The organism is Streptomyces sp. NPDC006435 (assembly GCF_040612315.1).
Lineage (GTDB): Bacteria > Actinomycetota > Actinomycetes > Streptomycetales > Streptomycetaceae > Streptomyces.
The window spans coordinates 10,848-31,922 of record NZ_JBEXPY010000019.1 but is presented as its reverse complement, the minus strand read 5'-3'; the positions used below and the strand labels follow the sequence as shown (position 1 = coordinate 31,922).

Here is a 21,075-nt window from a genome sequence, read left to right as displayed (position 1 = left end):
AAGACGCATGGTGCAAGATGTTCCGGATGCGACGAGGACTGGTGAACGGCATAGCGTGGGTGCTCTCCACGGGGGCGGCGGTCACGCTGACCTGGTGGGGGGTCCACACCGTGATGTCCGGGACCGCCTACGACCCGCCGCGCGCCCTGCCGATCGTGGACGTGGAGCAGGCCGAGCACGAGAACGCCGATCCCCGGCCCTCCGCCACGTACCGCCCCCGGAAGTCCCCGACGCCCGGCCCGTCCGCGAGCGGCGGCGGCGGTGACGACGCGACCGGGACGAAGCCGCCGACCGACGGGCCGGGAAGCACCGCGCCGAGTTCCGCGCCGCCCGCCGCCGACCGGCCGACGGGCGGGTCCGGGAACGTGAAGGGCTACACCGTCGACGGCGGCCGGGTCGTCTTCAACATCAAGCAGAACGACGCGGAACTGGTCTCGGCCGTCCCCGAATCGGGCTGGCGGATGCAGACCTGGAAGCACCCGCAGTGGATCCGGGTGTCCTTCACCAAGGACTCCCGGGAGATCTCGGTCTTCTGCAGCTGGTATCAACATGCTCCGCTCGTCGAGATCGAGGAAGGCAGCTGAGCGCTGCCCCGTGGACGCGGGCCGGTCCCGGTGATCCGATCCGGGCTTTCCGCGCCGGACCTTCCGCACCGGGTTTTCCGTGCCGGGCTTTTGGTCCCGGACTTTCCGCGCTCCGGAAACTTCCGTTTCCCGAAACCTTCCGAGCCGCCGTCACATCACTTTATTGCCAGGGGCGTCACGCGTTCGGGAAAAAGGCTTAGCCGTCCTTGAAGCGAAACTGAAGAGAACCTTAAGGATCTTTCCCGGGCGCCGTGGACGGACTTTCCGCCCCGGGCGGACGGCTATGTTCGGACCGTGGAATCCCGGCTCCGTACCGAAACAGAAGAAAGCTCCTTTCGCCCGATGGGAAAGGGGATCCTCACGCGGCCCCGGAACGTGTTCGGCACCGCACCGTCGTCCCCCGGCGCGGTGCCGGGCGCGAGGCACGCCGCCCACCGCACCGTGCGGACGGCGGCAGCCCGGACGCGGCACCGCCAGTCGCCGGCACCGACGGTACGGGTGTGGTCGGAGCGGTTCGTGAGGCGGATGCGCGCTCCCCGGACGGCGTTCGTGCCGCGGATCTCCCCGGCGTCGCTCCAGGCGGGTCTGGCCGCGGGGGCCCTTGCCGTCACGGCCCGTTGGGCGGCCGGGACGGAGCCCACGGCCCGGCTCGACGGACTGTTCGCGGCCTTCGCCCATCTCACCGGCCTGCTCGCCGGGTACGGCGTCCTCGTCATGTTCTTCCTGATGGCACGGGTACCGGCGGTGGAGCACGGCGTCGGCGCCGACCGGCTCGCGCGGCTGCACGCGTGGGGCGGGCGCTGGGTGATCCTGTCGTGCCTGGCGCACGGGGTGCTCGCCCTGTGCGGATACGCGACGCGCAGCGGGAGCGACCTGCTGACCTCCGCGCTGGACATGCTGGGCTCGACGGGCATCGCGCTCGCCTGCGTCGGGACGGTGCTGCTCTGCGCGGTCGGCGCAGTGTCGGCGCGCGGTGTACGAGGCCGTGTCCCGCACGAGATCTGGCGGGCGGTGCACCTGCTCACCTACGTGGGGGCCGGGCTCGGCGTCGCCCACCAGATGACCGGACCGGACATAGGGGACAACGGCTTCGTGCTCTGCGTGTGGGTGGCGCTCCATGCCGTGGTCGCGGCACTGCTGGTCCAGTACCGGCTCGTCGTCCCGGTCCGCCAGGCGATGCGCCACGACCTGCGCGTCCTGGAGGTGCGGACCGAGGGGCCCGGAGTGGTCTCCGTGCTGATGCGGGGCACCGGGCTGGACGCCCTCGAAGCGGAATCCGGGCAGTTCTTCCGGTGGCGCTTCCTGCAGCGCAGGATCTGGCACTCCGCCCTGCCCTTCTCCCTCTCCGCACCCGTGCGGGACGACACGATCCGCATCACCGTCAAGGCGGTCGGGAACCACACCCGGCGGATCCGGAGGCTCAAGCCCGGCACCCGGGTCCTGGCCACCGGGCCGTTCGGCGCGATGACCGCGCGCAGACGCACCAGGCGCAAGGTCCTGCTCCTGGCGGGAGGCGTCGGCATCACACCGATACGGACGCTCTTCGAGACGCTGCCGGGAGGGCCGGGCGACATCACCCTGCTCTACCGCGCGGGCAGCGAGGAACAGTTGGTGTTCCGCGAGGAACTGGAAGCCATCGCCGCGTACCGCGGGGCGGACCTCCACTACCTGCTCGGCCCGTCCGACGCCTCCTTCAACCCGCTCGCCCCGCAGGCGCTGCGCGGTCTGGTCCCCGGTCTCGTCAGGCGCGACGTCTACGTGTGCGGACCGTCGGCCATGACCGGGGCGGCCGTCACCGCACTCGTCCGGGCCGGGGTCCCGGGGAAACGGATCCACACCGAGGACTTCTCCTTCGACGGCTCCCGCGGGGCGTCGCGCCGACGGACCGCGCCCGGGGCCCCGCCCCACCGCCGCTCCGCATGACCCCCGCCCGCGCCCGTCCCGTGCGGGACACGGCACAGGACACGACGCCCACACCACCGACGTGCCTGGAGGACCGGCACATGACCGCACAGCAGCACCCGTGGCACCACGACGGCACCGGGCACCCCGAGGCGAATTCCGTACTCGGACGGGTGGCGCCGCCGGACAGCACCGAGGACACGATCGAGCAGGAGATCCTGGACCTCTTCGCCGACCCCGTGCCCGCCCCCGCTCCCGTACGGTCGCCCGACGCGGAGGAGGAGCCGGGACCCCGCGGGCGCGGGACCCGGGCCGGGGCGGGGGCGTTCGGCCGGGTGCTCGCCTTCGTGGCGGCGACGGTGGCCGGTTCCTCGGCCGTCCTCATGGGGGTGTCCGCGGCCTCCGGTCCCGACCGCCCGCCGACCACCCGCCGGATCGCGGTGCCCCTGACGACACCGTCGGCCGAGGAGCGCCGCGTGGCCGGGGCCGACGAGGACGCGCCCGCCCGGTTCACGGCCCCGGCGCCCACCCGGAGCACGATCGCGCCCGCCGCCCCCGGGACGCCCCCGCCCGTTCCGAGTCGCACGCCCGGCCCCGGGACGAGCGGCGCCGGCACCCCGTCGGCCGGAGCGGCACCGGAGCGCTCGCGACTGCCCGACGACGGGGCGCCGGCGCTCGGCAGCAGCGGGCCGCAGGTGACCGAACTCCAGTGGCGACTGGCCCGGCTCGCCCTGTACAACGGCCCGTACGACGGTGTCTTCTCGGTTGCCGTCGAGGACGCCGTGCTCCGCTTCCAGCGGATACGGGGCATCGACGATCCGCGCGGCGTCTACGGGGCCGCTACCCGGGAGGCGCTCCGGGCGGAGACGGACGGGCCCGGCCCGGAGCGCTGACGGGACCGACCGGCGCCGGTGCGCCCCGGAGGAACGCCGCGACCGTCCCGGTGAACTCCTCGGGCGCCGCGTGGTGGACCAGGTGCCCGACCGGAATGGTGACCAGCCGGCCGCCGGGGACGCGACGGGCCAGCTCGGCCACCCCGTCCTGGGGCACATGACTGAGCGGGCCCCCGGCCACCACGAGGGTCTCGGCGGTGATCCGGCCGAGCAGCCCCGGCCACCGGGGGTCGGGCCGGTCGATCTGCCCCCTGACGGCCGGCACCACCGCCCAGTCGAAGTCCAGGTCGTCGTCCGGCCGGGTCGGGACGGTCGGCTCCCGGGGGAGCGGGACCGGGACGTCCTCCAGGACGAGCCGGCCCACCCGCCGAGGGTGCCGCCCCGCGAGCAGGTAGGCCACGACACCGCCCATGGAGTGCCCGACCAGGTCCACCCGGTCGAGCCCCAGCGCCTCCAGGAACCCGGACACGTCGGCCCGCATGAGTTCGAGGGAGTAGTCGCCCGGCCGGTCGCTCCGGCCGTGGCCGCGGAGATCGAGGGCGTGCACCCGGTGGTCGCGGGCGAGGACGGGCGCCACCGCGTCCCAGTCGCCGGCGTTCTCCCCCAGGGCGTGCAGCAGGACGAGCGGGGCGGCGTCCGGCGGGCCCGACACCCGGTAGGCCAGCCGGACCCCTCCCACGTCGACCGAGCGGTGATCAGCCATGTCCGGAGGGTACGCGCACGAGCCCTGCGGGAAGCGGGAGTTCACCGCCGGCCGAACCGCCGAACCGCCGAACCGCCGAACCGCCGAACCGCCGAACCGCCGAACCGCCGAACCGCCGAACCGCCGAACCGCCGAACCGCCGAACCGCCGGTCCGCGCCGTCGGCCGGTGGACGCGGCGCGGAGGCGCCCGGCCGGTGACTTCCCGTCAGATCTCGAAACGGAATCACCGTCGATCGGAATGGGCGCTTTTTCCGTGCGCGATATCACATGAAGGCGGATTCAAGATCAACCACTGTCTTTCGTGATGATTCAGTTATGCATGAGGGTGGGTTTTCGGCCATCGCGTCCGCTTATCGTCGTCGGGCGGGGCTTCGAAGGGGAGTTCGCGCACGGGTCGGGCAAGGGAGGAGCGGAGCGATGGCGTCCGCGACCGTGGATGGTTTCAGTCAGGGTCTCGTGACTCCGGTCGCCGGGTTCCTCGTCGCCTGGCTGGGTGGGGCCCTCGGGCTCCGGTGCACGAACCGGTCGATGCACAGCAAGGGCGTCGCGAAGGCGGGATGGCTCGCGCTCGGGTCCACGTCGATCGGCGTCGGCATCTGGACGATGCACTTCATCGCGATGCTCGGCTTCAGCGTGGCGGAATCCTCCGTCACCTACGACGGCACGCTCACCGCGGCGAGCCTGGTGGTGGCGGTCGTCGTCGTGGGCATCGGCATCTTCGCCGTCAGCTACCTGGGGGCGCGCCGGCCGGCGCTGCTGACGGCCGGGCTGCTGATGGGACTGGGCATCGCGGGCATGCACTACCTGGGCATGGCCGCGATGCACGTGGGGTCGGGGATCAGCTACTCCGTGCCCCTGGTGGTGCTGTCCGTGGTGATCGCGGTGGTCGCGGCGACGGCGGCACTGTGGTCCGCGATGTCCGCGTACGGGTTCCGTGCGAGCCTCCGGGCGAGCCTGATCTTCGGGGTCGCGGTCGCCGCGATGCACTACACGGGCATGGCCGCGCTGAACGTGGAACTCGGGGAGGGCCACGGGTCGCACGGCGGCGGCGGGATGACCGGCACGGAACTGCTCGTGCCGATGCTGCTGGGACCGGCCGTGTTCCTGGTGGTGGCCGCGGCGGTGGTGATGTTCGACCCCGTCCTGATGCTGGGGGAGGAGTGGGAGGACCCGGACGCGTCCCCGTCCTCCGGGGGGCCCGCGGGGAGGGCCGGAAGGCGTACGGCCGGGAGGCGTACGTCCGGAAGGCAGCGGGTGGGCAGGCCGTAGGAGGGGAGCGCGGCTCCTTCCGGTGGTACCGGAGGGGGCCGCGCCCGGCCGGGCCGGGGCCGTACCGTGCGTCATGCGCGCGGGACGGCCCCTCCCCTGTTGACCCGGCCGGGCACGGCGGGAACCCGGCCGGGGCCGGGCCCCGGCTCATTCGATCGCGCCGAGCAGCGCGAACCGGACGATGACGCTCTTGCCGGGCCCGTCGCAGGCGGGCTCGGTCCGTACGTCGCCGGAGTAGTCGCGCGCGAGGCCGGACACCATCGCGAGGCCCTGCCGGGGCGCGAGGCCCTCCAGGGAAACCGGACGCGGGTCCTGGTCCCCGACGGAGATCGTGAGGAGGTATCCCTCCAGCGCCAGGGAGACCTGCACGTCCGGTGAGAGGTCGGCGTGCTGCACGGCGTTGGAGACGAGCTCGGCCACCACCTGGAGGGCCGCGTCGAAGAGGGTGGAGTCCGGTGCGATGCCGGCCCGGTGCAGCCACTGGCCGGAACGGTCCCGGGCCGCCTGCACCGATCCGCGGATCGACGGCAGGGCCCAGGAGAGGTGGTCCGGGTGCGCGGGCAGACGCAGCATCACGCGCGTTCCGGCCCGGTGCCGCCGGCCGCTCCCGGGCGGTGCGACACGCACGACGCCTCGCGCCGCGTACCGACCCGGCACGTCGGCCGCACCTCCGCACCTGTTGCACGCATCCGTCCGCACCACCCGTCGTCGCTCCGGCGAAGTCGCCCGTTGCGGGAACTCCGCAGAGGTAACGACGGCGGCCGAGCGGTCGGTCACGGCACCGGAGTGCATGATCGGATGTTCGAGAACGCGGCCCCGGGGCGCCGCGCCGGGCCGGGCGGCGCGTCCACGGGGCGCGGGCCGGTGGGGCACCGGCCCGGGGAAGTGCGCTCCCCGGTCAGTTCCGCGAGTTGCCGAAGAGGAGGCGGTAACCGATGAGCAGGACGAGGGAGCCGCCTATCGCCGCTCCCCAGGTGGTCAGGTCGAAGAACTCCTTCTCCACCGGCCGGTCGAAGAAGTGCGCCGAGAGCCAGCCGCCGACGAAGGCACCGGCGACACCGATGAGGGTGGTCCCGATCAGGCCGCCGGGATCGCGGCCGGGAAGCAGGATCTTGGCGATGACTCCGGCGACGAGGCCGAGGATGATCCAGCTGATGATGCCCACGTTCGTCATTCCCCTCATCGGGCCGCACCGGGGCGGGAACGGCCCCGGCCGGCGAGTGCATTGCATGGTTGCGCAACTGTACGGACGATGGTGAGGACGCGGGGCGGGCGGGGGTGGTTGCTCCGCGGCGGTCCCGCGTCCCCGTGCGGCCGGACGGCGGCCGTCGGGCACTGCCTAGACTTGGGCCCGCAAACGATCCGGGAAGAGAAGGGGACGACGGTGGTGACGGACGTCGACGGCTTCGAGGACCCGCCCGCCGAGGTGCTCGCGGAGGCTGCCGCGTCCTTCGGACTGCTGGCGTCCCCGGCGCGGCTGCACATCGTGTGGGCGCTGGCCCAGGGCGAGAGCGACGTGACCGGACTCGCGGAGCGGGTGGGCGGTGCGCTGCCCGCCGTCAGCCAGCACCTGACGAAACTGAAGCTCGCGGGGCTCGTCCGCTCCAGCCGCGACGGCCGGCGGATGGTGTACTTCGTGGACGACCCCGACGTGGTGGCCGTGGTGCGGATGATGGTCGGCCGGCTGGCCGCACGCGCCGCCGCTACGCCCTCGCGCACACTCCGCCGGACCGGTGCCTGAGACCTCCGCGACCGAGGGGCGGGGCCTGGTGGTGCCGTTCCCGTCGCGGGCCCTTCCGGCACCGGCCGATGCCCCCGGGGCCGGCGGCACCCCGGCGGGCCCCACCTCGCTCCAGGTGCTGCGCACACTGGACAGCGGACCCCACGGCCTGATGGACGAGGAGGCCGAGGCACGCCTGGCCGGGTACGGCGAGAACACCCTGCCCGCCCGGCGGACGGTGTCGTGGCCCGGCCGGTTCCTGCACAGCCTCCGCGACCCGTTCACCGCGGTGCTGCTCTGCCTGGGACTGGTGTCCGTGGCCGTCGCGTCCTGGGGCCCGGCCTGTGTGATCACCGTGCTCGTGGTGGTGAGCTGCGCGCTGCGGTCGGCCGGGGAGCACCGGGCCGACCGGTCGATGGCGGGACTGCGGGAACTGGTGGCGACCACCGCCACGGTGGTGCGCCGCACGGGGCCGGACGCGGCCCCGGTGCCGCGCGAGATCCCGGTCGACCAGCTGGTGCCCGGGGACGTGGTCCGGCTCGGGCCCGGGGACCTCGTCCCCGCCGACGTACGGCTGCTGCGCGCGAACAGCCTGAGCGTGAACCAGGCGGCGCTGACCGGCGAGTCGGCCCCGGTCGCCAAGTACCCCGTCGACGCGCCGGGCCGGCCGGGGAGCGGTGCGCCGGGCGGGTCCGGGAGCGGGGCGCCGGAGCACGGGCCGTTCGGCGAGCCGCAGTCGTGCTTCCAGGGCAGCAGCGTCATGTCGGGCAGCGGCACCGCGGTGGTCGTGGCGACCGGGGCGCGCACCCGGTTCGCCGCCGCGCACGACTTCGTGCACCCGCGCGGCCCGAGCGCCTTCGACCGTTCCGTGCACGGGATCTCCTGGACCCTCATCCGGTTCATGCTGGTGACGCCGCCGCTGGTGCTGATGGCGAACGCCGCCCTGCGCGGCCGGGGCCTGGAGACGCTGCCCTTCGCGGTGGCGGTGGCGGTGGGGCTCACCCCGGAGATGCTGCCGGTCGTCGTCACCACCTGTCTGGCCCGCGGCGCCTCGCTCCTCGCCCGCGCCCACGGAGTGATCGTCAGACGGCTGCCCGCGCTGCACGACCTGGGCGCGGTCGACGTGCTGTGCCTGGACAAGACGGGCACGCTCACCCGGGACCGCCCCGTCGTGGTGCGCGGACTGGACGCCGAGGGGCGGGACGATCCCGAGGTCCTGCGCTGGGCCGCCGTGAACGCCTGGTGGACGCTGCAACTCGCCGACCTGCCCGTCCCCGACGCCCTGGACGAGGCGGTCCTCGACGCGGCCGACGTGCAGGACGCGCAGGCCCACGACGGGATCGCGGCCGTGCCCTTCGACCCGGCCCGCCGCCTCTCCACCGCAGTGGTGCGCGTACCGGGCCGGCTCGGCACGGACACGCTCGTCGTCAAGGGCGCCGTCGAGAGCGTGCTGGAGCGGTGCGCCCTCGACGACGACCGGCGCCGGCGGCTGCTCCGGCTCGCGGCGGGCCGGGCGGACGACGGGCTGCGGCTCCTGGCGGTCGCCACCGCCGAACGCCCCGCCAGGCACCGCCCGTACACCCCCGCCGACGAACGCGGCCTGACCTTCGTCGGCTTCGTCGCCCTGCGCGAGGAACTCGTCCCCTCCGCCGCCGGCGCCCTGCGCGTCCTCGCCGACCGCGGCGTCGCCGTCAAGGTGCTCACCGGCGACCACCCGGGCACCGCGGCCCGCGCCTGCCGGGACCTGGGGCTGGACCCGGGGGAGGTGTGCACGGCCGACCGCATCGACGGGCTCACCGGCCCGGAACTGGCCGAACTCGCCGACCGCACCACCGTCTTCGCCCGCTGCACCCCCGAGCACAAGGCCCGCATCGTCACCACGCTGCGGGCCGCGGGCCGCACCGCGGGATTCCTCGGGGACGGCGTCAACGACCTGCCCGCGCTGCACGCGGCCGACGTCGGGATCTGCCCGCGCGACGCCGTCGACATGGTCCGCGAGAGCGCCGACGTGATCCTCGCCGGCCGCGGCAAGGACCTGACCGCGATCGACCACGCGATCACGGCGGGTCGGCACAGCGGCGTCACCATCGCGACGTACCTGCGCATCACGCTGTCCTCGAACCTCGGCAACGTCATCGCCATGCTCTTCGCCGGGCTCCTGCTGCCCTTCCTGCCGATGCTCCCGGCCCAGGCCCTCGTCCAGAACCTGTGCTTCGACGCCGCCCAGCTCACCTTCTCCTACGACCGGCCCGCACCCGCCGCGCTCAGGGGCCCGACGGCGCTGCGCCCGCGGGACCTGCTCCGCTTCATCACCGGTTTCGGGGCGCTCAACGCCGTCGCCGACCTGGCCACCTTCGGGGTGCTCGCCCTCGCCCTGTACGGGCCCGGGGGCGCGGACGACGAGGCGGTGTTCCACTCGGGCTGGTTCACCGAGAACCTGCTCACCCAGGCCCTGGTGATGGTTCTCCTGCGGACCGGCCGACGCACCGCCGGGGGCCGCGGCGGCGGCCCGGTCGGCAGGGCGGCCGCCGGACTCGCCGTCACCGGGCTGCTGCTGCCGCTCTCCCCGCTCGGCCCGCCCCTGGGCATGACGGCGCTGCCCGCCCTCTACTACCCGCTGCTCGTGGCGGTGCTCGGTCTGTACGCGGCGGCCCTCGCGATCGCCGTCCGCCGGGGGAACCGCGACGCGGGGCCGTAGACCGTCCGCCGCCGGACGCGTGGGCCGGCCGGGGCTACTTGCTGATGGCGAAGCGCATCAGCGCGTGCTCGCTGCCCTGCTTGATCTTCCCCGTCGTGTTGATCACTTCGAGTTTCCAGGCGTTGCCGACCCGCATGGCCTTGGCCACCGCGCAGCCGTTGTCCGTGGTGAGCAGGCTCGGCCAGATGTCGGCGACCTGCTGGGAGCTGCCGCCCGTCGCGTCGTACACCTTGAAGCTGATGTTGCGCGCCTTCTGGAAGGAGCTGCCCCGCTTGTACGCGGCGGCGACGAACACGATCGACGTGATGTTCTCCGGCAGGCGCGCGAACTCGACCGTCACCGTCTCGTCGTCGCCGTCCCCGCGCCCGGTCTGGTTGTCACCGCTGTGGAGCAGCGAGCCGTTGCCCATCGGGTCGAGGGAGTCGAGGCCCGCCAGACGCACCGGGTCCGCGCCCTGCATCGCGATGGCGATCAGGTCCAGGTCCGTCCCGGACTTGCGGCGCAGCATCCCCATCACTCCGCCGCTGCTCCCCGCGGTGGGGTCCCAGGACACCCCTATGGACAGATGGGTCACTCCGTCCAGGTCCGCCGGGCCGTCTTCCTTCTTGAGCGTAATCATGCGTGGATCATCCCTTTGCTGGCGGTAACGCGACATACAGAGTGTGCCCGGAGCTCCCGGGGGCCCGCACACCCGGTCCGCCCGCCGCCGGTCGTGCACGCCGCCGCGGACGCCGGTGCGGGCGGGCGGCGCCGCCCGGTCAGGCGGGGACGGCGGCCGGGGTCGCCACCGGTACCACCACCGGCGATCCGTCCGACGAGGCCGTCAGGATCTCGGCCTCCACGCCGTACAACTCCCTCACCAGCTCGGCGTCGATGGTCTCGCGCGGGGTGCCGCAGGCGAGGACCCGGCCGTCCCGCATGGCGATCAGCGTGTCGGCGTACCGGGCGGCGGCGGCGAGGTCGTGGACGACCATGACGACGGTGCGGCCGTCGGCGGCTATCTGCCGCACCAGGTCCAGGACCTCGACGGCGTGCCCGATGTCGAGTGCGCTGGTCGGCTCGTCGAGCAGCAGGACCGGGGTCTCCTGGGCCAGTGCCATGGCCAGCCAGCACCGCTGCCGCTGGCCGCCGGAGAGTTCCTCGACCCGGCGGTCGGCCAGCGCGGCGGTCCCGGTGGCGGACAGGGCGCGCTCGACCGCCCGCTCGTCGTCGCGGGACCACTGGCGGAACAGGCCCTGGTGCGGGTGGCGCCCGTAGCGGACCAGGCCCGCCACCGTGACCGCCTCCGGCGCCTGCGGGGCCTGGGGGAGCAGGGCGATGCGGTGCGCGGCCTCCCGCTGCCGCATCCGCCACAGGTCCTCGCCGTCGACCAGCACCCGGCCCGACTCCGGGGCGTGCAGCCGGGCCATCGAGCGCAACAACGTCGATTTCCCGCAGCCGTTCGGCCCGACGATCGCGACCACATGGCCCGAAGGTGCCGTCACGTCGACGCGGTCGACAACCGTACGCCCGGAATATCCGGCAATGAGCTGCTCGGTGCGCAGTTCCATCTGGACCGCCCTTTCGAAATGACGAGGGCCCCTTGCCCGGTGAGCATGAGGTAAGGCTAACCTTAGTCATCGCGGCGGGGGGTGTTGAGGCGGCTGTGAGCCATCGGCCTGCCCTCCGCGCAGTTCGTACGTTTCCGTGAACCGTGGAGTTCCCATGACCCTGTCCAGCCGTTCCTCCCTGATCCTGCCGCGTCGCGCGGCCCGGGTCGCCGCCGCGATCGGTGCGGCCGCGCTCCTCGTGACCGGCTGCGGTGCGGACTCCGGCGACAAGGACACCAAGGGGGCATCGGGCAAGGACTCCGCGGCATCGGCCACCCGTACCGTGAAGGACGCCACCGGCCGCGCCGTCGAGGTCCCGGCCGATCCCAAGCGGATCGTGACCCTCACTCAGGAGGAGCTCGACGCGGTGCTCGCGCTCGGCGTGAAGCCGGTCGGCATCACCAACGGCCAGGGCCTGAACAAGCCGCCGGCCTACCTCGCCGACAAGGTCGAGGGCATCGACATCGTCGGCAACCTGCTCCAGCCGGTCATGGACAAGGTCGTCGCCGCCAAGCCCGACCTGATCCTCGCCGGTGACATGCAGGACGAGCAGGTGCTCAAGCAGCTGCGCGAGATCACCCCCGCCACCCTCGTCACCATGGCGCCGACCGACGACTGGAAGCTGTCGCTGCGCGGCATCGGCAACGCCCTGAACAAGCTCGACGTGGCCAACGAGGTCATCTCCGAGCACGAGAGCGCCGCGAAGGCCGCAGGCGAGAAGCTCGGCGGGAACAAGGGCGCCGAGGTCTCCATCGTCCGCTGGAACCCGGACGGGCCCAGCTGGATGGAGAACAAGCAGTTCGCCAGCGGCATCGCGCTGGAGATGGGCCTGAAGCGGCCCAAGACGCAGAACAAGGACGGCAACGCGCACACGCCGTCGCTGAGCCTGGAGAAGATCAACGAGATCGACGGCGACTGGCTGTTCCTGTCGACCCTCACCTCCGACGGCGAGCAGGCGCTGAAGGAGGTGCAGTCCAAGGCCGCGTACAAGGAGCTGAACGCGGTCAAGGAGGGCCACGTGGTGACGGTGAACGGCTCCGTCTGGTCGACCCGCGGCGGCCCGCTCGCCGCCGACGAGGTCGTCAAGGACATCACCAAGGCCCTGAACGCCTCCTGACGTCGCGTCACCCGGTGCGGGCCGGCCGTGCTCGACGTACGGCCGGCCCGCGTCCGGCACGTCTCAGGCGGTGCGCTCGCCGTCCCGGCGCGCCCCGGCGAGGTCCGCGGCCGTCCACGCCATCGCCGTCGCCCCGTCCAGCAGCGCCCGTTCGGCCGCGGGCGAGAGTGCGGCCTCGGCGAAGGCGGCCTCGTGCGGGCCGCAGGCCCCGCCGCTGATGTCGAGCACCGGGTGGATGGCGGGCACCGCGTGCGAGACGTTGCCCATGTCCGTGCAGGCGAACGGGGTCCGCTCCACGGGCTCCGGACGGCCGAGCGCGCGGGCGTTGGCCGTCCACAGCCGGATCAGTTCCGGATCGCCCCGGAAGTCCAGGTAGTCGGGCTCGGGGCGCTCCAGGGTCACCTCGCACCCGGTCGCCAGCGCGCCCGCCCGGAAGCACGCCTCCACCCGGTCGCGCAGCTCCGTCAGGTCCTCGGCCGCCAGCGCGCGCAGCTCGTACTCGGCGCGCGTCCGGTCCGGGATCGCGTTGGGGGAGCTGCCGGCCTCCGTGGTGATGCCGTGCACCCGCCACTGCGGCGGCAGTTGATGGCGCAGCAGGCCGATGGCCACCTGGGCCACGGTCAGCGCGTCGGCGGCGTTGCGGCCCTCGTGCGGATTCAGGCTCGGGTGCGCGGACCGGCCGGTGTACGTCACCGACAGGGTGCCCAGCGCGAACGACCGGAAGTCGGCGACCTCGAACGGGCACGGGTGCACCATCATGGCGGCGTCGACGCCGTCGAACGCGCCCTCGCGGAGCATCAGCGCCTTGCCCGCGCCGCGTTCCTCCGCCGGGGTGCCCAGCACCCGTACACATAGGCCGAGTTCGTCCGCCAGCGGGGCGAGGCCCAGCGCGGCGCCGACCCCGGCGGCGGCGATGAGGTTGTGGCCGCAGGCGTGCCCGAGGTCCGGCAGGGCGTCGTACTCGCAGACCACCGCGACCGTGAGCGGGCCGCTGCCCGCGGTGGCCTCGAACGCGGTGTCCAGCCCGTACACCGGGGCGGTCACCGCGAAGCCCCGCGCGCCCAGCAGTTCGGCGCACCAGGCGGCCGCCCGGTGCTCGTCGAACGCCGTCTCGGGGTGGCCGTGGATGCGGCGGCTGAGGTCGAGCAGGGCGTCGCCCTCCTGCTCGATCCCCTTGCGTATGCGGGACTTGACGTCCCGGAGGGCGGGCGCGGCGTCGTCGTACGGGTCGGTCATCGGTTCCTCTTCCGGTGGGTGCGGTCGCACTGCCCCGCGTCGTGAAGTTCACACGCGGACATGCCGTGCGAGTATTTAGCTTAGGCTTGCCTAAGTCATTGGCGGCCCACTGCGCGGCAAGGCTTTCACAACCGAGGAGTTGTCCCCAGATGAACGAGCGTCCGGAGTCGTTCCCCCTGCTCACCGCGCAGAGCGGCATCCACTACGCCCAACAGCTCGCCCCGGGCGGCACCGAGTTCCACACCGCGGACGTCGTGGAGATCGACGGAGCCCTCGACGAGGAACGCTTCGAACGCGCGCTGCGCCGCACCGTCGCCGAGGCCGACACCATGCGGCTGCGGATCACCGAGACGGACGGCGCCCCCGCCCAGTACCCCGACCCCGCCCACACCCTCCGGCTGCACCGGATCGACCTGCGCGGCCACGGGGCACCCGAGGAGGAGGCCGGGCGCTGGATCGACACCGACCTGTCCCGGCCCGTCGGCCTCGACGCACCGGACGGCCTGATGACCCAGGCCCTGCTGCGCGTCGGCGACACCTCGTACCGGTGGTACCAGCGCATCCACCACATGGCCGTCGACGCCTACGCCCTGACGCTCATCGGCAACCGGGTCGCCGAGCTGTACGCGGCCGGCGAACAGGAGGCCCCGGAGTGCCGGTTCGCCCCGCTGCGCGAACTCGTCGCGGAGGAACAGGCGTACCTGAACGGCGAACAGTACGCCGCCGACCGGGAGTTCTGGAGCGGACGGATGGCCGGCGCCGTCCCCGTCACGCTCGCCCCGCCCGCCGGACCCGACCGGGACGCCGCCCCGGCCGCCCGGCCGCGACGGCACGCCGCCCGGCTGCCCGCCGGCACGGTCGCCCGCGCCGCCGAGACCGTCCGGGCCACCTGGGCCGAACTGGTCGTCGCCGCCACCGCCGTCCACCTGCACCGGCTCACCGGCACCCGCGACGTCGTCCTCGGCCTGCCCGTGACCAACCGCCGCACCCCCGCCGCGCTGCGCACCCCGGCGATGACCGTGAACGTCCTCCCGCTGCGCCTCGCCGTCCGCCCCGAGGACACCGCGGCCGAACTGCTGCGCCGCGTCGTGCTGGAGATCCGCCGGGTCCGCCGCCACCAGCGCTACCCGCAGGCCGACCTGCGCCGCGACCTGGGCCTGACCGCCCCCACCGCACCGCTGACCGGACCGATGGTCAACATCAAGCCCCACGACGGCGCCCCGCTCGACCTCGGCGGACCGTCCGGCACCGTCCGCAACCTCGCCGCGGGCCCGGTCGAGGACCTCGCGGTCGGCGCCTGGCCCGGCCCGGACGACACCATCACCCTGGTGCTGGAGGCCGCCCCGGACCGCTACACCGCCGCCGACACCGAACGGCACGGCACCACGCTCCTGCGCTGCCTCGACAACCTGACCGCGCTGCTGCTCACCGACCCGCACCGCCCCGTCGCCACCCTCGACCTGCTCGACGAGGACGGGATACGCCGGGCGACCGCGGGCCGCTCCGAGGAGCCCCGCACCACCACCGTCCCCGAGGAGTTCGCCGCACAGGCCGCCCGCACCCCCGACGAGACCGCCGTCCGCTGCGGCACGGACACCCTCACCTTCGCCGAACTGGACGCCGCCGCCGACCGGCTCTCCCACCACCTCGCCGCGCACGGCGTCGGCCCCGAGACCCCCGTCGCGCTCGCCCTGCCCCGCTCCACCGGCATGATCACCGCCCTGCTCGCGGTCCTCAAGGCGGGCGGCGTCTGCCAGCCCCTCGACCTCGGCCACCCGCCCGCCCGCACCCTCGCCGTGCTGGAGGACGCCCGCCCGGCCTGCGTCCTGGGCACCACCGAGGCACTGGCCGGGCTGCCCGGACACGGCCTGCCCGTCATCGACATCGACGCCCCCGGGACCGTCCGGGCCCTTCGCGACGCACCCGCCGACCGCCCCGCCGCCACCCCCGCGCCCACCGACGCGGCCTACATCATCCACACCTCCGGCTCCACCGGCCGCCCCAAGGGCGTGGTCGTCACCCACGCCTCCCTCGCCAACCTGTACGCCGGACACGGCACCGACCACATCGCCCCCGCCGTCGCCCGCACCGGCCGCACCCGGCTCAAGGTCGCCCACAGCGCCTCCTTCGCCTTCGACGCCTCCTGGGACCCGGTGCTGTGGATGGTCCACGGCCACGAACTGCACCTGCTCGACGACGCCACCTACCGCGACCCGGCCGCCCTCACCGCCCACGTCGACACCCACCTCGTCGACTACCTGGACGTCACCCCCTCGTACGCCGAGGCGCTCCTCGCCGAGGGACTGCTCGCCGACGGCCACCACCGGCCCGCCGTCCTCGTCGTCGGCGGCGAACCCGTCCCCGCACCGCTGTGGCACCGCCTCGCCACCACCGACGGCGTCCACCCGCTCAACCTGTACGGCCCCACCGAGACCACCGTCGACGCCTGCCACTGGACCGGCCCCGGATCCGACGGCAGCCCGGTCCGCGCGACCCGCCTCTACGTGCTCGACACCGCCCTGCGCCCCGCCCCCGACGGCGTGCCCGGCGAGCTGTACGTCGCCGGCGCCTGCCTGGCGCGTGGCTACCTCGGCCGCCCCGACCTGACGGCCGAGCGCTTCGTCGCCGACCCCTACGGCGCCCTGCACGGCGACGCCGGCGGCCGGATGTACCGCACCGGGGACCTGGTGCGCCGCCGCCCCGACGGCACCGTCGAATTCCTCGGCCGCACCGACGACCAGGTCAAGATCCGCGGCTTCCGCATCGAACTCGGCGAGATCCAGGCCGTCCTGGCCGCCCACCCGGCCGTCGCCGCGGCCGCCGTCATCGCCCGCGAGGCGGCCGGCGGCAAGCGGCTGCTCGCCTACGCCGTCCCGCGCCCCGGCGCCGCCGCCGACCCGGCCGCCCTGCGCGACCACCTCGCCGCCGAACTGCCCGCGCACATGGTCCCGGCCGCGGTCACCCTGCTCGACGCGCTGCCGCGCACCGCCAACGACAAGCTCGACCACCGCGCGCTGCCCGACCCCGCACCGCTCGCCACCACCACCGCCCCGGCCGCCGGCACCCACCCCGCCGACCCGCACACCGACGTCGTCCGCGGACTCTTCGCCGACCTGCTCGGCCAGGAGGCACAGGCCGCGCCCGACGCCTCCTTCTTCGACCTGGGCGGCCACTCGCTGCTCGCGGCCCGGCTCGCCGCCCGGCTGCGGGAGGCCTTCGACGTGCCCGTCTCCGTCGCCGACGTGTTCCGCGAACCCACCCCGGCCGCCCTCGCCGCCCTGGTCCGCACCCGCCACACCGGCGCCCCCGCCGACGACACACCACCGGCCCCGGTGCCCCGCACCGGCGAACTGCCGCTGTCCCCGGCCCAGCAGCGGCTGTGGTTCCTGCACCGGCTGGAGGGGCCCTCCCCGACGTACAACATCCCGCTCGTCCTCACCGTCGAGGGAACCCTGGACGAGGACGCGCTCACCGCCGCCCTCGCCGACCTGACGGCACGTCATGAAACCCTGCGGACGGTCTACCCGGTCCCCGGGGACGGCCCGGACAGCCTGCCCCGGCAGCACATCCTGGCCCCCGACGACCCGGCGGCCCGGCCCCGCACGCACCGTGCCGCCGACGGCGAGGACCTGACGGCCGCCGCCCGCCACGCCTTCGACCTGGCCCACGAGATCCCGCTGCGCGCCACCCTGTTCACCGAGGCCGACGACCGGCACACCCTGATGCTGGTGCTGCACCACATCGCCGGCGACGGCGCCTCCACCACCCCGCTGGCCGACGACCTCGCCACCGCCTACCGGGCCCGACTCGCCGGACACGCACCGCAGTTCGCCCCCCTGGCCGTGCAGTACGCCGACCACACCGCATGGCAGCGGCGCCGGCTCGGCACCCCCGACCGGCCCACCCCGCTCGCCACCGCCCAGCTCGACCACTGGAAGCGGGCCCTGGCCGGTCTGCCCGACCAGCTCGACCTGCCCACCGACCGGCCCCGCCCGCCGGTCTCCTCCACCGACGGCGACACCGTCCCGTTCGCCCTGGACACCGCCGCGCACACGGCCCTCGCCGCCCTCGCCCGCACCACCGGCACCAGCGTCTTCATGGCCGTCCAGGCGGGGCTGGCCGCCCTGCTCACCCGGCACGGCTGCGGCACCGACATCCCGCTCGGCACCCCCGTCGCCGGACGCGACGACGACGCCACCGCCGCCCTCGTCGGCTTCTTCACCAACACCGTCGTGCTCCGCACCGACACCTCCGGCGACCCCACCTTCCGGGAACTGCTGGCACGGGTGCGGACCGGCACCCTGGCCGCGTTCGAGCACGACGCACTGCCCTTCGACCACCTCGTCGAGGCGCTCAACCCGGCCCGCTCCCTCGCCCGCCACCCCCTCTTCCAGACCATGCTGGCCTGGCAGTCGGTCCCGGACGCCGCCTTCCCGCTCGGCCCCGGCACCACCGCCCGGCTGTCCACCATGACCTCCGGCACCGCCAAGTTCGACCTCACCCTCAACGCAGGCGAACTGACCGGCGGCGGCATCGGCGGCTTCCTGGAATTCCGCACCGACCTGTTCGACCGCCCCACCGCCCAGGCCCTCGCCGACCGCCTCGCCCGGCTGCTCACCGCCGCCGCCGAGGCCCCCGACACCCCCCTCGGCCTGCTGCCGCTGCTGAGCGGGGACGAGCGCCGCCGCGCCCTGGTCGACGGCAACGCCCAGCCGCTGCCCACCGCCCCCGCCGCCCCGGCCACCCTCGCCGACCGCTACGAGGAGGCCGCCCGCCGGTACCCCGACCGGATCGCCGTCAGCCACGAGGACACCACCCTCACCTACGCCGAACTCTCCGCCCGCGCCCACCGCCTGGCCCGGCTGCTCGCCGCCCGCTCCATCGGCCCCGGCTCCGTCGTCGCCCTCGCCCTGCCGCGCTCCGCCGAACTGGTCACCGGCCTGCTCGCGGTCTCCCTCGCCGGCGCCGCCTACCTGCCGCTGGACCCCGACTACCCGGCCGACCGGCTGGCGTACATGCTGGACGACGCCCGCCCCGCGGCCGTCGTCACCGACACCGCCACCGCACCCCGGCTGCCCGGCCACGACCTGCCGGTCGTCACCGTCGACGGCGACACCGCCGCACACGCCACCGGCCCGCTCACCCAGGCGGAACGGGTCCGCCCGCTGACCCCCCACGACCCGGCGTACATCATCTACACCTCCGGTTCCACCGGCCGCCCCAAGGGCGTCGTGGTCACCCACCACAACGTCACCCGGCTGTTCACCGCCACCGACCACTGGTTCGGCTTCGGCCCGGACGACGCGTGGACGCTGTTCCACTCCTACGCCTTCGACTTCTCCGTCTGGGAGCTGTGGGGCGCCCTCCTGCACGGCGGGAAGGTCGTCGTCGTACCGCACCTGACCAGCCGTGACCCGCACGCCTTCCTGCGGCTGCTCGCCGCGCAGCGGGTGACCGTCCTCAACCAGACGCCCTCCGCCTTCTACCAGCTCGCCGCCGCCGACCGGGAACACCCCGGACACGAACTCGCCCTGCGCTACGTGGTGTTCGGCGGGGAGGCACTGGAACTGGGCCGCCTCGACGACTGGTACGCCCGGCACGCCGACGACGCGCCGGTCCTGGTGAACATGTACGGCATCACCGAGACCACCGTGCACGTCACCCACTTCCCCCTCGACCGGACCACCGCTGCCGGTGCCACCTCCTCCACCATCGGCGTCAACATCCCCGACCTGCGCGTCTACGTCCTCGACGAACGGCTCCAGCCGGTACCGCCCGGTGTCACGGGGGAGATGTACGTCGCCGGGCAGGGCGTGGCGGCCGGCTACCTCGGCAGGCCCGACCTCACCGCGACCCGCTTCGTCGCCGACCCCCACGCCCACCTGTTCGGCGAGAGCGGCACCCGCATGTACCGCTCCGGGGACCTGGCCCGCCGGCGCGCCGACGGCACCCTGGAGTACTTCGGCCGCGCCGACCACCAGGTGAAGATCCGCGGCTTCCGCATCGAACTCGGCGAGATCGAGGCCGTCCTGGCCGCCCGCCCGGGGGTCGCCGACGTGGCCGTGGTCGTCCGCGAGGACGTCCCCGGCGACAAGCGGCTCGTCGCCTACGCCGTACCCGCCGCCGGGGCCGACCCGGACCTGACGGCCCGGCTGCGCGAGCACGCGGCCCGCGAACTGCCCGTGCACATGGTGCCGTCCGCCGTGATCGAACTGGAGCGGCTGCCGCTGACCAGCAACGGCAAGCTGGACCGCAAGGCGCTGCCCGCGCCCGGCCGTCCCGTCGGCGACGCCCGGGGCCGCGCCCCGCGCGGTCCGCGCGAGGAGCAGCTGTGCGCGCTGTTCGCCGAGGTGCTCGGCGCGGACCGGGTCGGCGTCGACGACAACTTCTTCGACCTGGGCGGCCATTCGCTGCTCGCCGTCCGGCTCGCCGCCCGTGTCACGGCGGCCCTGGGCACCGAGGTCTCCATCGGCACCGTCTTCCGGTCGCCCACGGTCGCAGCCCTGGTCGCCGCCCTGGACGCGGCCCCGGACGGCGCGGGCCACGACGACCCGCTGGACGTCCTGCTGCCGCTCAGGCCCGCCCGCGACGGCGACCGCGCGCCCCTGTACTGCGTCCACCCGGCGGGCGGACTGAGCTGGTGCTACGCCGGACTCATCCGCCACCTGCCCGCCGACGTGCCGATCTACGGCCTCCAGGCGCAGGGCGTCGGCCCGGCCACCGCCGACGAGCCGCTGCCCGCCTCCCTGGAGGAACTGGCCGCGCACTACGTGACCCGGATGCGGGAGGTGCAGCCCGCGGGACCGTACCGCCTGCTCGGCTGGTCCACCGGCGGCATCATCGCGCACGCCATGGCCACCCGGCTCCAGGACCTGGGGGAGGAGGTCGAACTGCTCGCGATCCTCGACGCCTACCCGGCCGAGGGCTTCCGCGACCTGCCCGTGCCCGACCACGCAGAGGCCATGGAGTCCCTGCTGGCGATGGGCGGTCACGGCCCCGACGCGATGGAGGGCAAGCCGCTCACCACCGACCACGTGATCGAGGTGCTCCAGCGCGAGGGCAGCCCGCTGGCCGCGCTGACCACCGGCACGCTGGAGTCGCTGGCCGGGATCTACCTCAACACCAACCACCTCGTCCGGGGCTTCGACCACCGGCGCCTCGACGCCGACGTGCTGTTCTTCCGCGCGACCGTCGACACCATCGACGACACCCTCACCCCGGACACCTGGACGCCGTACGTGAACGGGCGCATCGACAACACGGACGTCGCCTGCTCGCACAAGGACATGACCCTGCCCGAACCGATCGCGCACATCGCCCGCGTGGTCGCCGACCGCCTGACCGACCTGGAGAAGTGACACCC

At 74.2% G+C, this 21,075-nt stretch carries 14 protein-coding genes; 8 read left to right on the top strand and 6 right to left on the bottom strand.

What is annotated here, in order from left to right; all coding sequences use genetic code 11:
• Positions 1–26 precede the first annotated feature (26 nt).
• The 3 genes from ABZZ04_RS19720 (at position 27) to ABZZ04_RS19710 (ending at position 3,379) form a co-directional block, all read left to right on the top strand.
• Positions 27–584 (top strand): hypothetical protein, encoded by a 558-nt coding sequence (locus ABZZ04_RS19720; protein WP_356933485.1) that lies wholly within the window; start codon positions 27–29, stop codon positions 582–584.
• Between the two features lie 525 nt (positions 585–1,109).
• Complete coding sequence (locus ABZZ04_RS19715) at positions 1,110–2,507, top strand: ferredoxin reductase family protein (RefSeq protein WP_356933484.1); 1,398 nt, start codon at positions 1,110–1,112, stop codon at positions 2,505–2,507.
• An 80-nt stretch (positions 2,508–2,587) separates the two neighbouring features.
• Entirely contained in the window at positions 2,588–3,379 is a 792-nt protein-coding gene (locus ABZZ04_RS19710; protein ID WP_356933483.1) for a peptidoglycan-binding domain-containing protein, read from the top strand.
• Here the strand turns inward: ABZZ04_RS19710 and ABZZ04_RS19705 are convergent.
• A complete protein-coding gene (locus tag ABZZ04_RS19705) occupies positions 3,327–4,082 on the bottom strand; it encodes an alpha/beta fold hydrolase (protein ID WP_356933482.1) in 756 nt (251 codons plus the stop codon). The genes ABZZ04_RS19710 and ABZZ04_RS19705 overlap by 53 nt on opposite strands.
• 418 nt (positions 4,083–4,500) lie before the next feature.
• On the opposite strand from ABZZ04_RS19705, the gene ABZZ04_RS19700 reads away from it, so the two are divergent.
• Complete coding sequence (locus ABZZ04_RS19700) at positions 4,501–5,352, top strand: MHYT domain-containing protein (RefSeq protein ID WP_356933481.1); 852 nt, start codon at positions 4,501–4,503, stop codon at positions 5,350–5,352.
• A gap of 147 nt (positions 5,353–5,499) precedes the next feature.
• Here ABZZ04_RS19700 and ABZZ04_RS19695 read toward each other — a convergent pair whose 3' ends face one another.
• Positions 5,500–5,925, bottom strand: coding sequence for an ATP-binding protein (locus ABZZ04_RS19695; RefSeq protein ID WP_356933480.1), 426 nt, complete (start codon positions 5,923–5,925; stop codon positions 5,500–5,502).
• Between the two features lie 325 nt (positions 5,926–6,250).
• The gene (locus tag ABZZ04_RS19690; RefSeq protein WP_283855987.1) at positions 6,251–6,517 is read right to left on the bottom strand and encodes a GlsB/YeaQ/YmgE family stress response membrane protein; all 267 of its coding nucleotides are present in this window, start codon (positions 6,515–6,517) and stop codon (positions 6,251–6,253) included.
• A 222-nt stretch (positions 6,518–6,739) separates the two neighbouring features.
• On the opposite strand from ABZZ04_RS19690, the gene ABZZ04_RS19685 reads away from it, so the two are divergent.
• On the top strand, positions 6,740–7,093 hold the full coding sequence (locus ABZZ04_RS19685) for a metalloregulator ArsR/SmtB family transcription factor (RefSeq protein WP_356933479.1): 354 nt from the start codon (positions 6,740–6,742) through the stop codon (positions 7,091–7,093).
• Positions 7,086–9,770, top strand: a complete 2,685-nt coding sequence (gene mgtA, locus ABZZ04_RS19680; RefSeq protein WP_356933478.1) for a magnesium-translocating P-type ATPase — start codon at positions 7,086–7,088, stop codon at positions 9,768–9,770. The genes ABZZ04_RS19685 and mgtA overlap by 8 nt, the downstream gene beginning before the upstream one ends.
• A 34-nt stretch (positions 9,771–9,804) precedes the next feature.
• On the opposite strand, the gene ABZZ04_RS19675 is transcribed toward mgtA, so the two are convergent.
• Both ABZZ04_RS19675 and ABZZ04_RS19670 read right to left on the bottom strand, forming a co-directional pair.
• The gene (locus ABZZ04_RS19675) at positions 9,805–10,389 is read right to left on the bottom strand and encodes a TerD family protein (RefSeq protein WP_356933477.1); all 585 of its coding nucleotides are present in this window, start codon (positions 10,387–10,389) and stop codon (positions 9,805–9,807) included.
• A 139-nt stretch (positions 10,390–10,528) separates the two neighbouring features.
• Positions 10,529–11,320 (bottom strand): ABC transporter ATP-binding protein, encoded by a 792-nt coding sequence (locus tag ABZZ04_RS19670; protein ID WP_356933476.1) that lies wholly within the window; start codon positions 11,318–11,320, stop codon positions 10,529–10,531.
• 154 nt (positions 11,321–11,474) lie between these two features.
• Here ABZZ04_RS19670 and ABZZ04_RS19665 point away from each other — a divergent pair, with 154 nt between their 5' ends.
• Positions 11,475–12,476, top strand: coding sequence for an ABC transporter substrate-binding protein (locus ABZZ04_RS19665; protein ID WP_356933475.1), 1,002 nt, complete (start codon positions 11,475–11,477; stop codon positions 12,474–12,476).
• A 63-nt stretch (positions 12,477–12,539) separates the two neighbouring features.
• Here ABZZ04_RS19665 and ABZZ04_RS19660 read toward each other — a convergent pair whose 3' ends face one another.
• The gene (locus ABZZ04_RS19660) at positions 12,540–13,712 is read right to left on the bottom strand and encodes a M20 family metallopeptidase (RefSeq protein ID WP_356933474.1); all 1,173 of its coding nucleotides are present in this window, start codon (positions 13,710–13,712) and stop codon (positions 12,540–12,542) included.
• A gap of 149 nt (positions 13,713–13,861) precedes the next feature.
• Between ABZZ04_RS19660 and ABZZ04_RS19655 the strand changes: the two genes are divergently transcribed.
• Complete coding sequence (locus ABZZ04_RS19655; RefSeq protein ID WP_356933473.1) at positions 13,862–21,070, top strand: amino acid adenylation domain-containing protein; 7,209 nt, start codon at positions 13,862–13,864, stop codon at positions 21,068–21,070.
• Positions 21,071–21,075 lie beyond the last annotated feature (5 nt).

Coding starts and splice junctions, on each gene's coding strand:
- ABZZ04_RS19720 (WP_356933485.1), top strand. CDS start 27: ATGCGACGAGGACTGGTGAACGGCATAGCGTGGGTGCTCTCCACGGGG.
- ABZZ04_RS19715 (WP_356933484.1), top strand. CDS start 1,110: ATGCGCGCTCCCCGGACGGCGTTCGTGCCGCGGATCTCCCCGGCGTCG.
- ABZZ04_RS19710 (WP_356933483.1), top strand. CDS start 2,588: ATGACCGCACAGCAGCACCCGTGGCACCACGACGGCACCGGGCACCCC.
- ABZZ04_RS19705 (WP_356933482.1), bottom strand. CDS start 4,082: ATGGCTGATCACCGCTCGGTCGACGTGGGAGGGGTCCGGCTGGCCTAC.
- ABZZ04_RS19700 (WP_356933481.1), top strand. CDS start 4,501: ATGGCGTCCGCGACCGTGGATGGTTTCAGTCAGGGTCTCGTGACTCCG.
- ABZZ04_RS19695 (WP_356933480.1), bottom strand. CDS start 5,925: ATGCTGCGTCTGCCCGCGCACCCGGACCACCTCTCCTGGGCCCTGCCG.
- ABZZ04_RS19675 (WP_356933477.1), bottom strand. CDS start 10,389: ATGATTACGCTCAAGAAGGAAGACGGCCCGGCGGACCTGGACGGAGTG.
- ABZZ04_RS19670 (WP_356933476.1), bottom strand. CDS start 11,320: ATGGAACTGCGCACCGAGCAGCTCATTGCCGGATATTCCGGGCGTACG.
- ABZZ04_RS19665 (WP_356933475.1), top strand. CDS start 11,475: ATGACCCTGTCCAGCCGTTCCTCCCTGATCCTGCCGCGTCGCGCGGCC.
- ABZZ04_RS19660 (WP_356933474.1), bottom strand. CDS start 13,712: ATGACCGACCCGTACGACGACGCCGCGCCCGCCCTCCGGGACGTCAAG.
- ABZZ04_RS19655 (WP_356933473.1), top strand. CDS start 13,862: ATGAACGAGCGTCCGGAGTCGTTCCCCCTGCTCACCGCGCAGAGCGGC.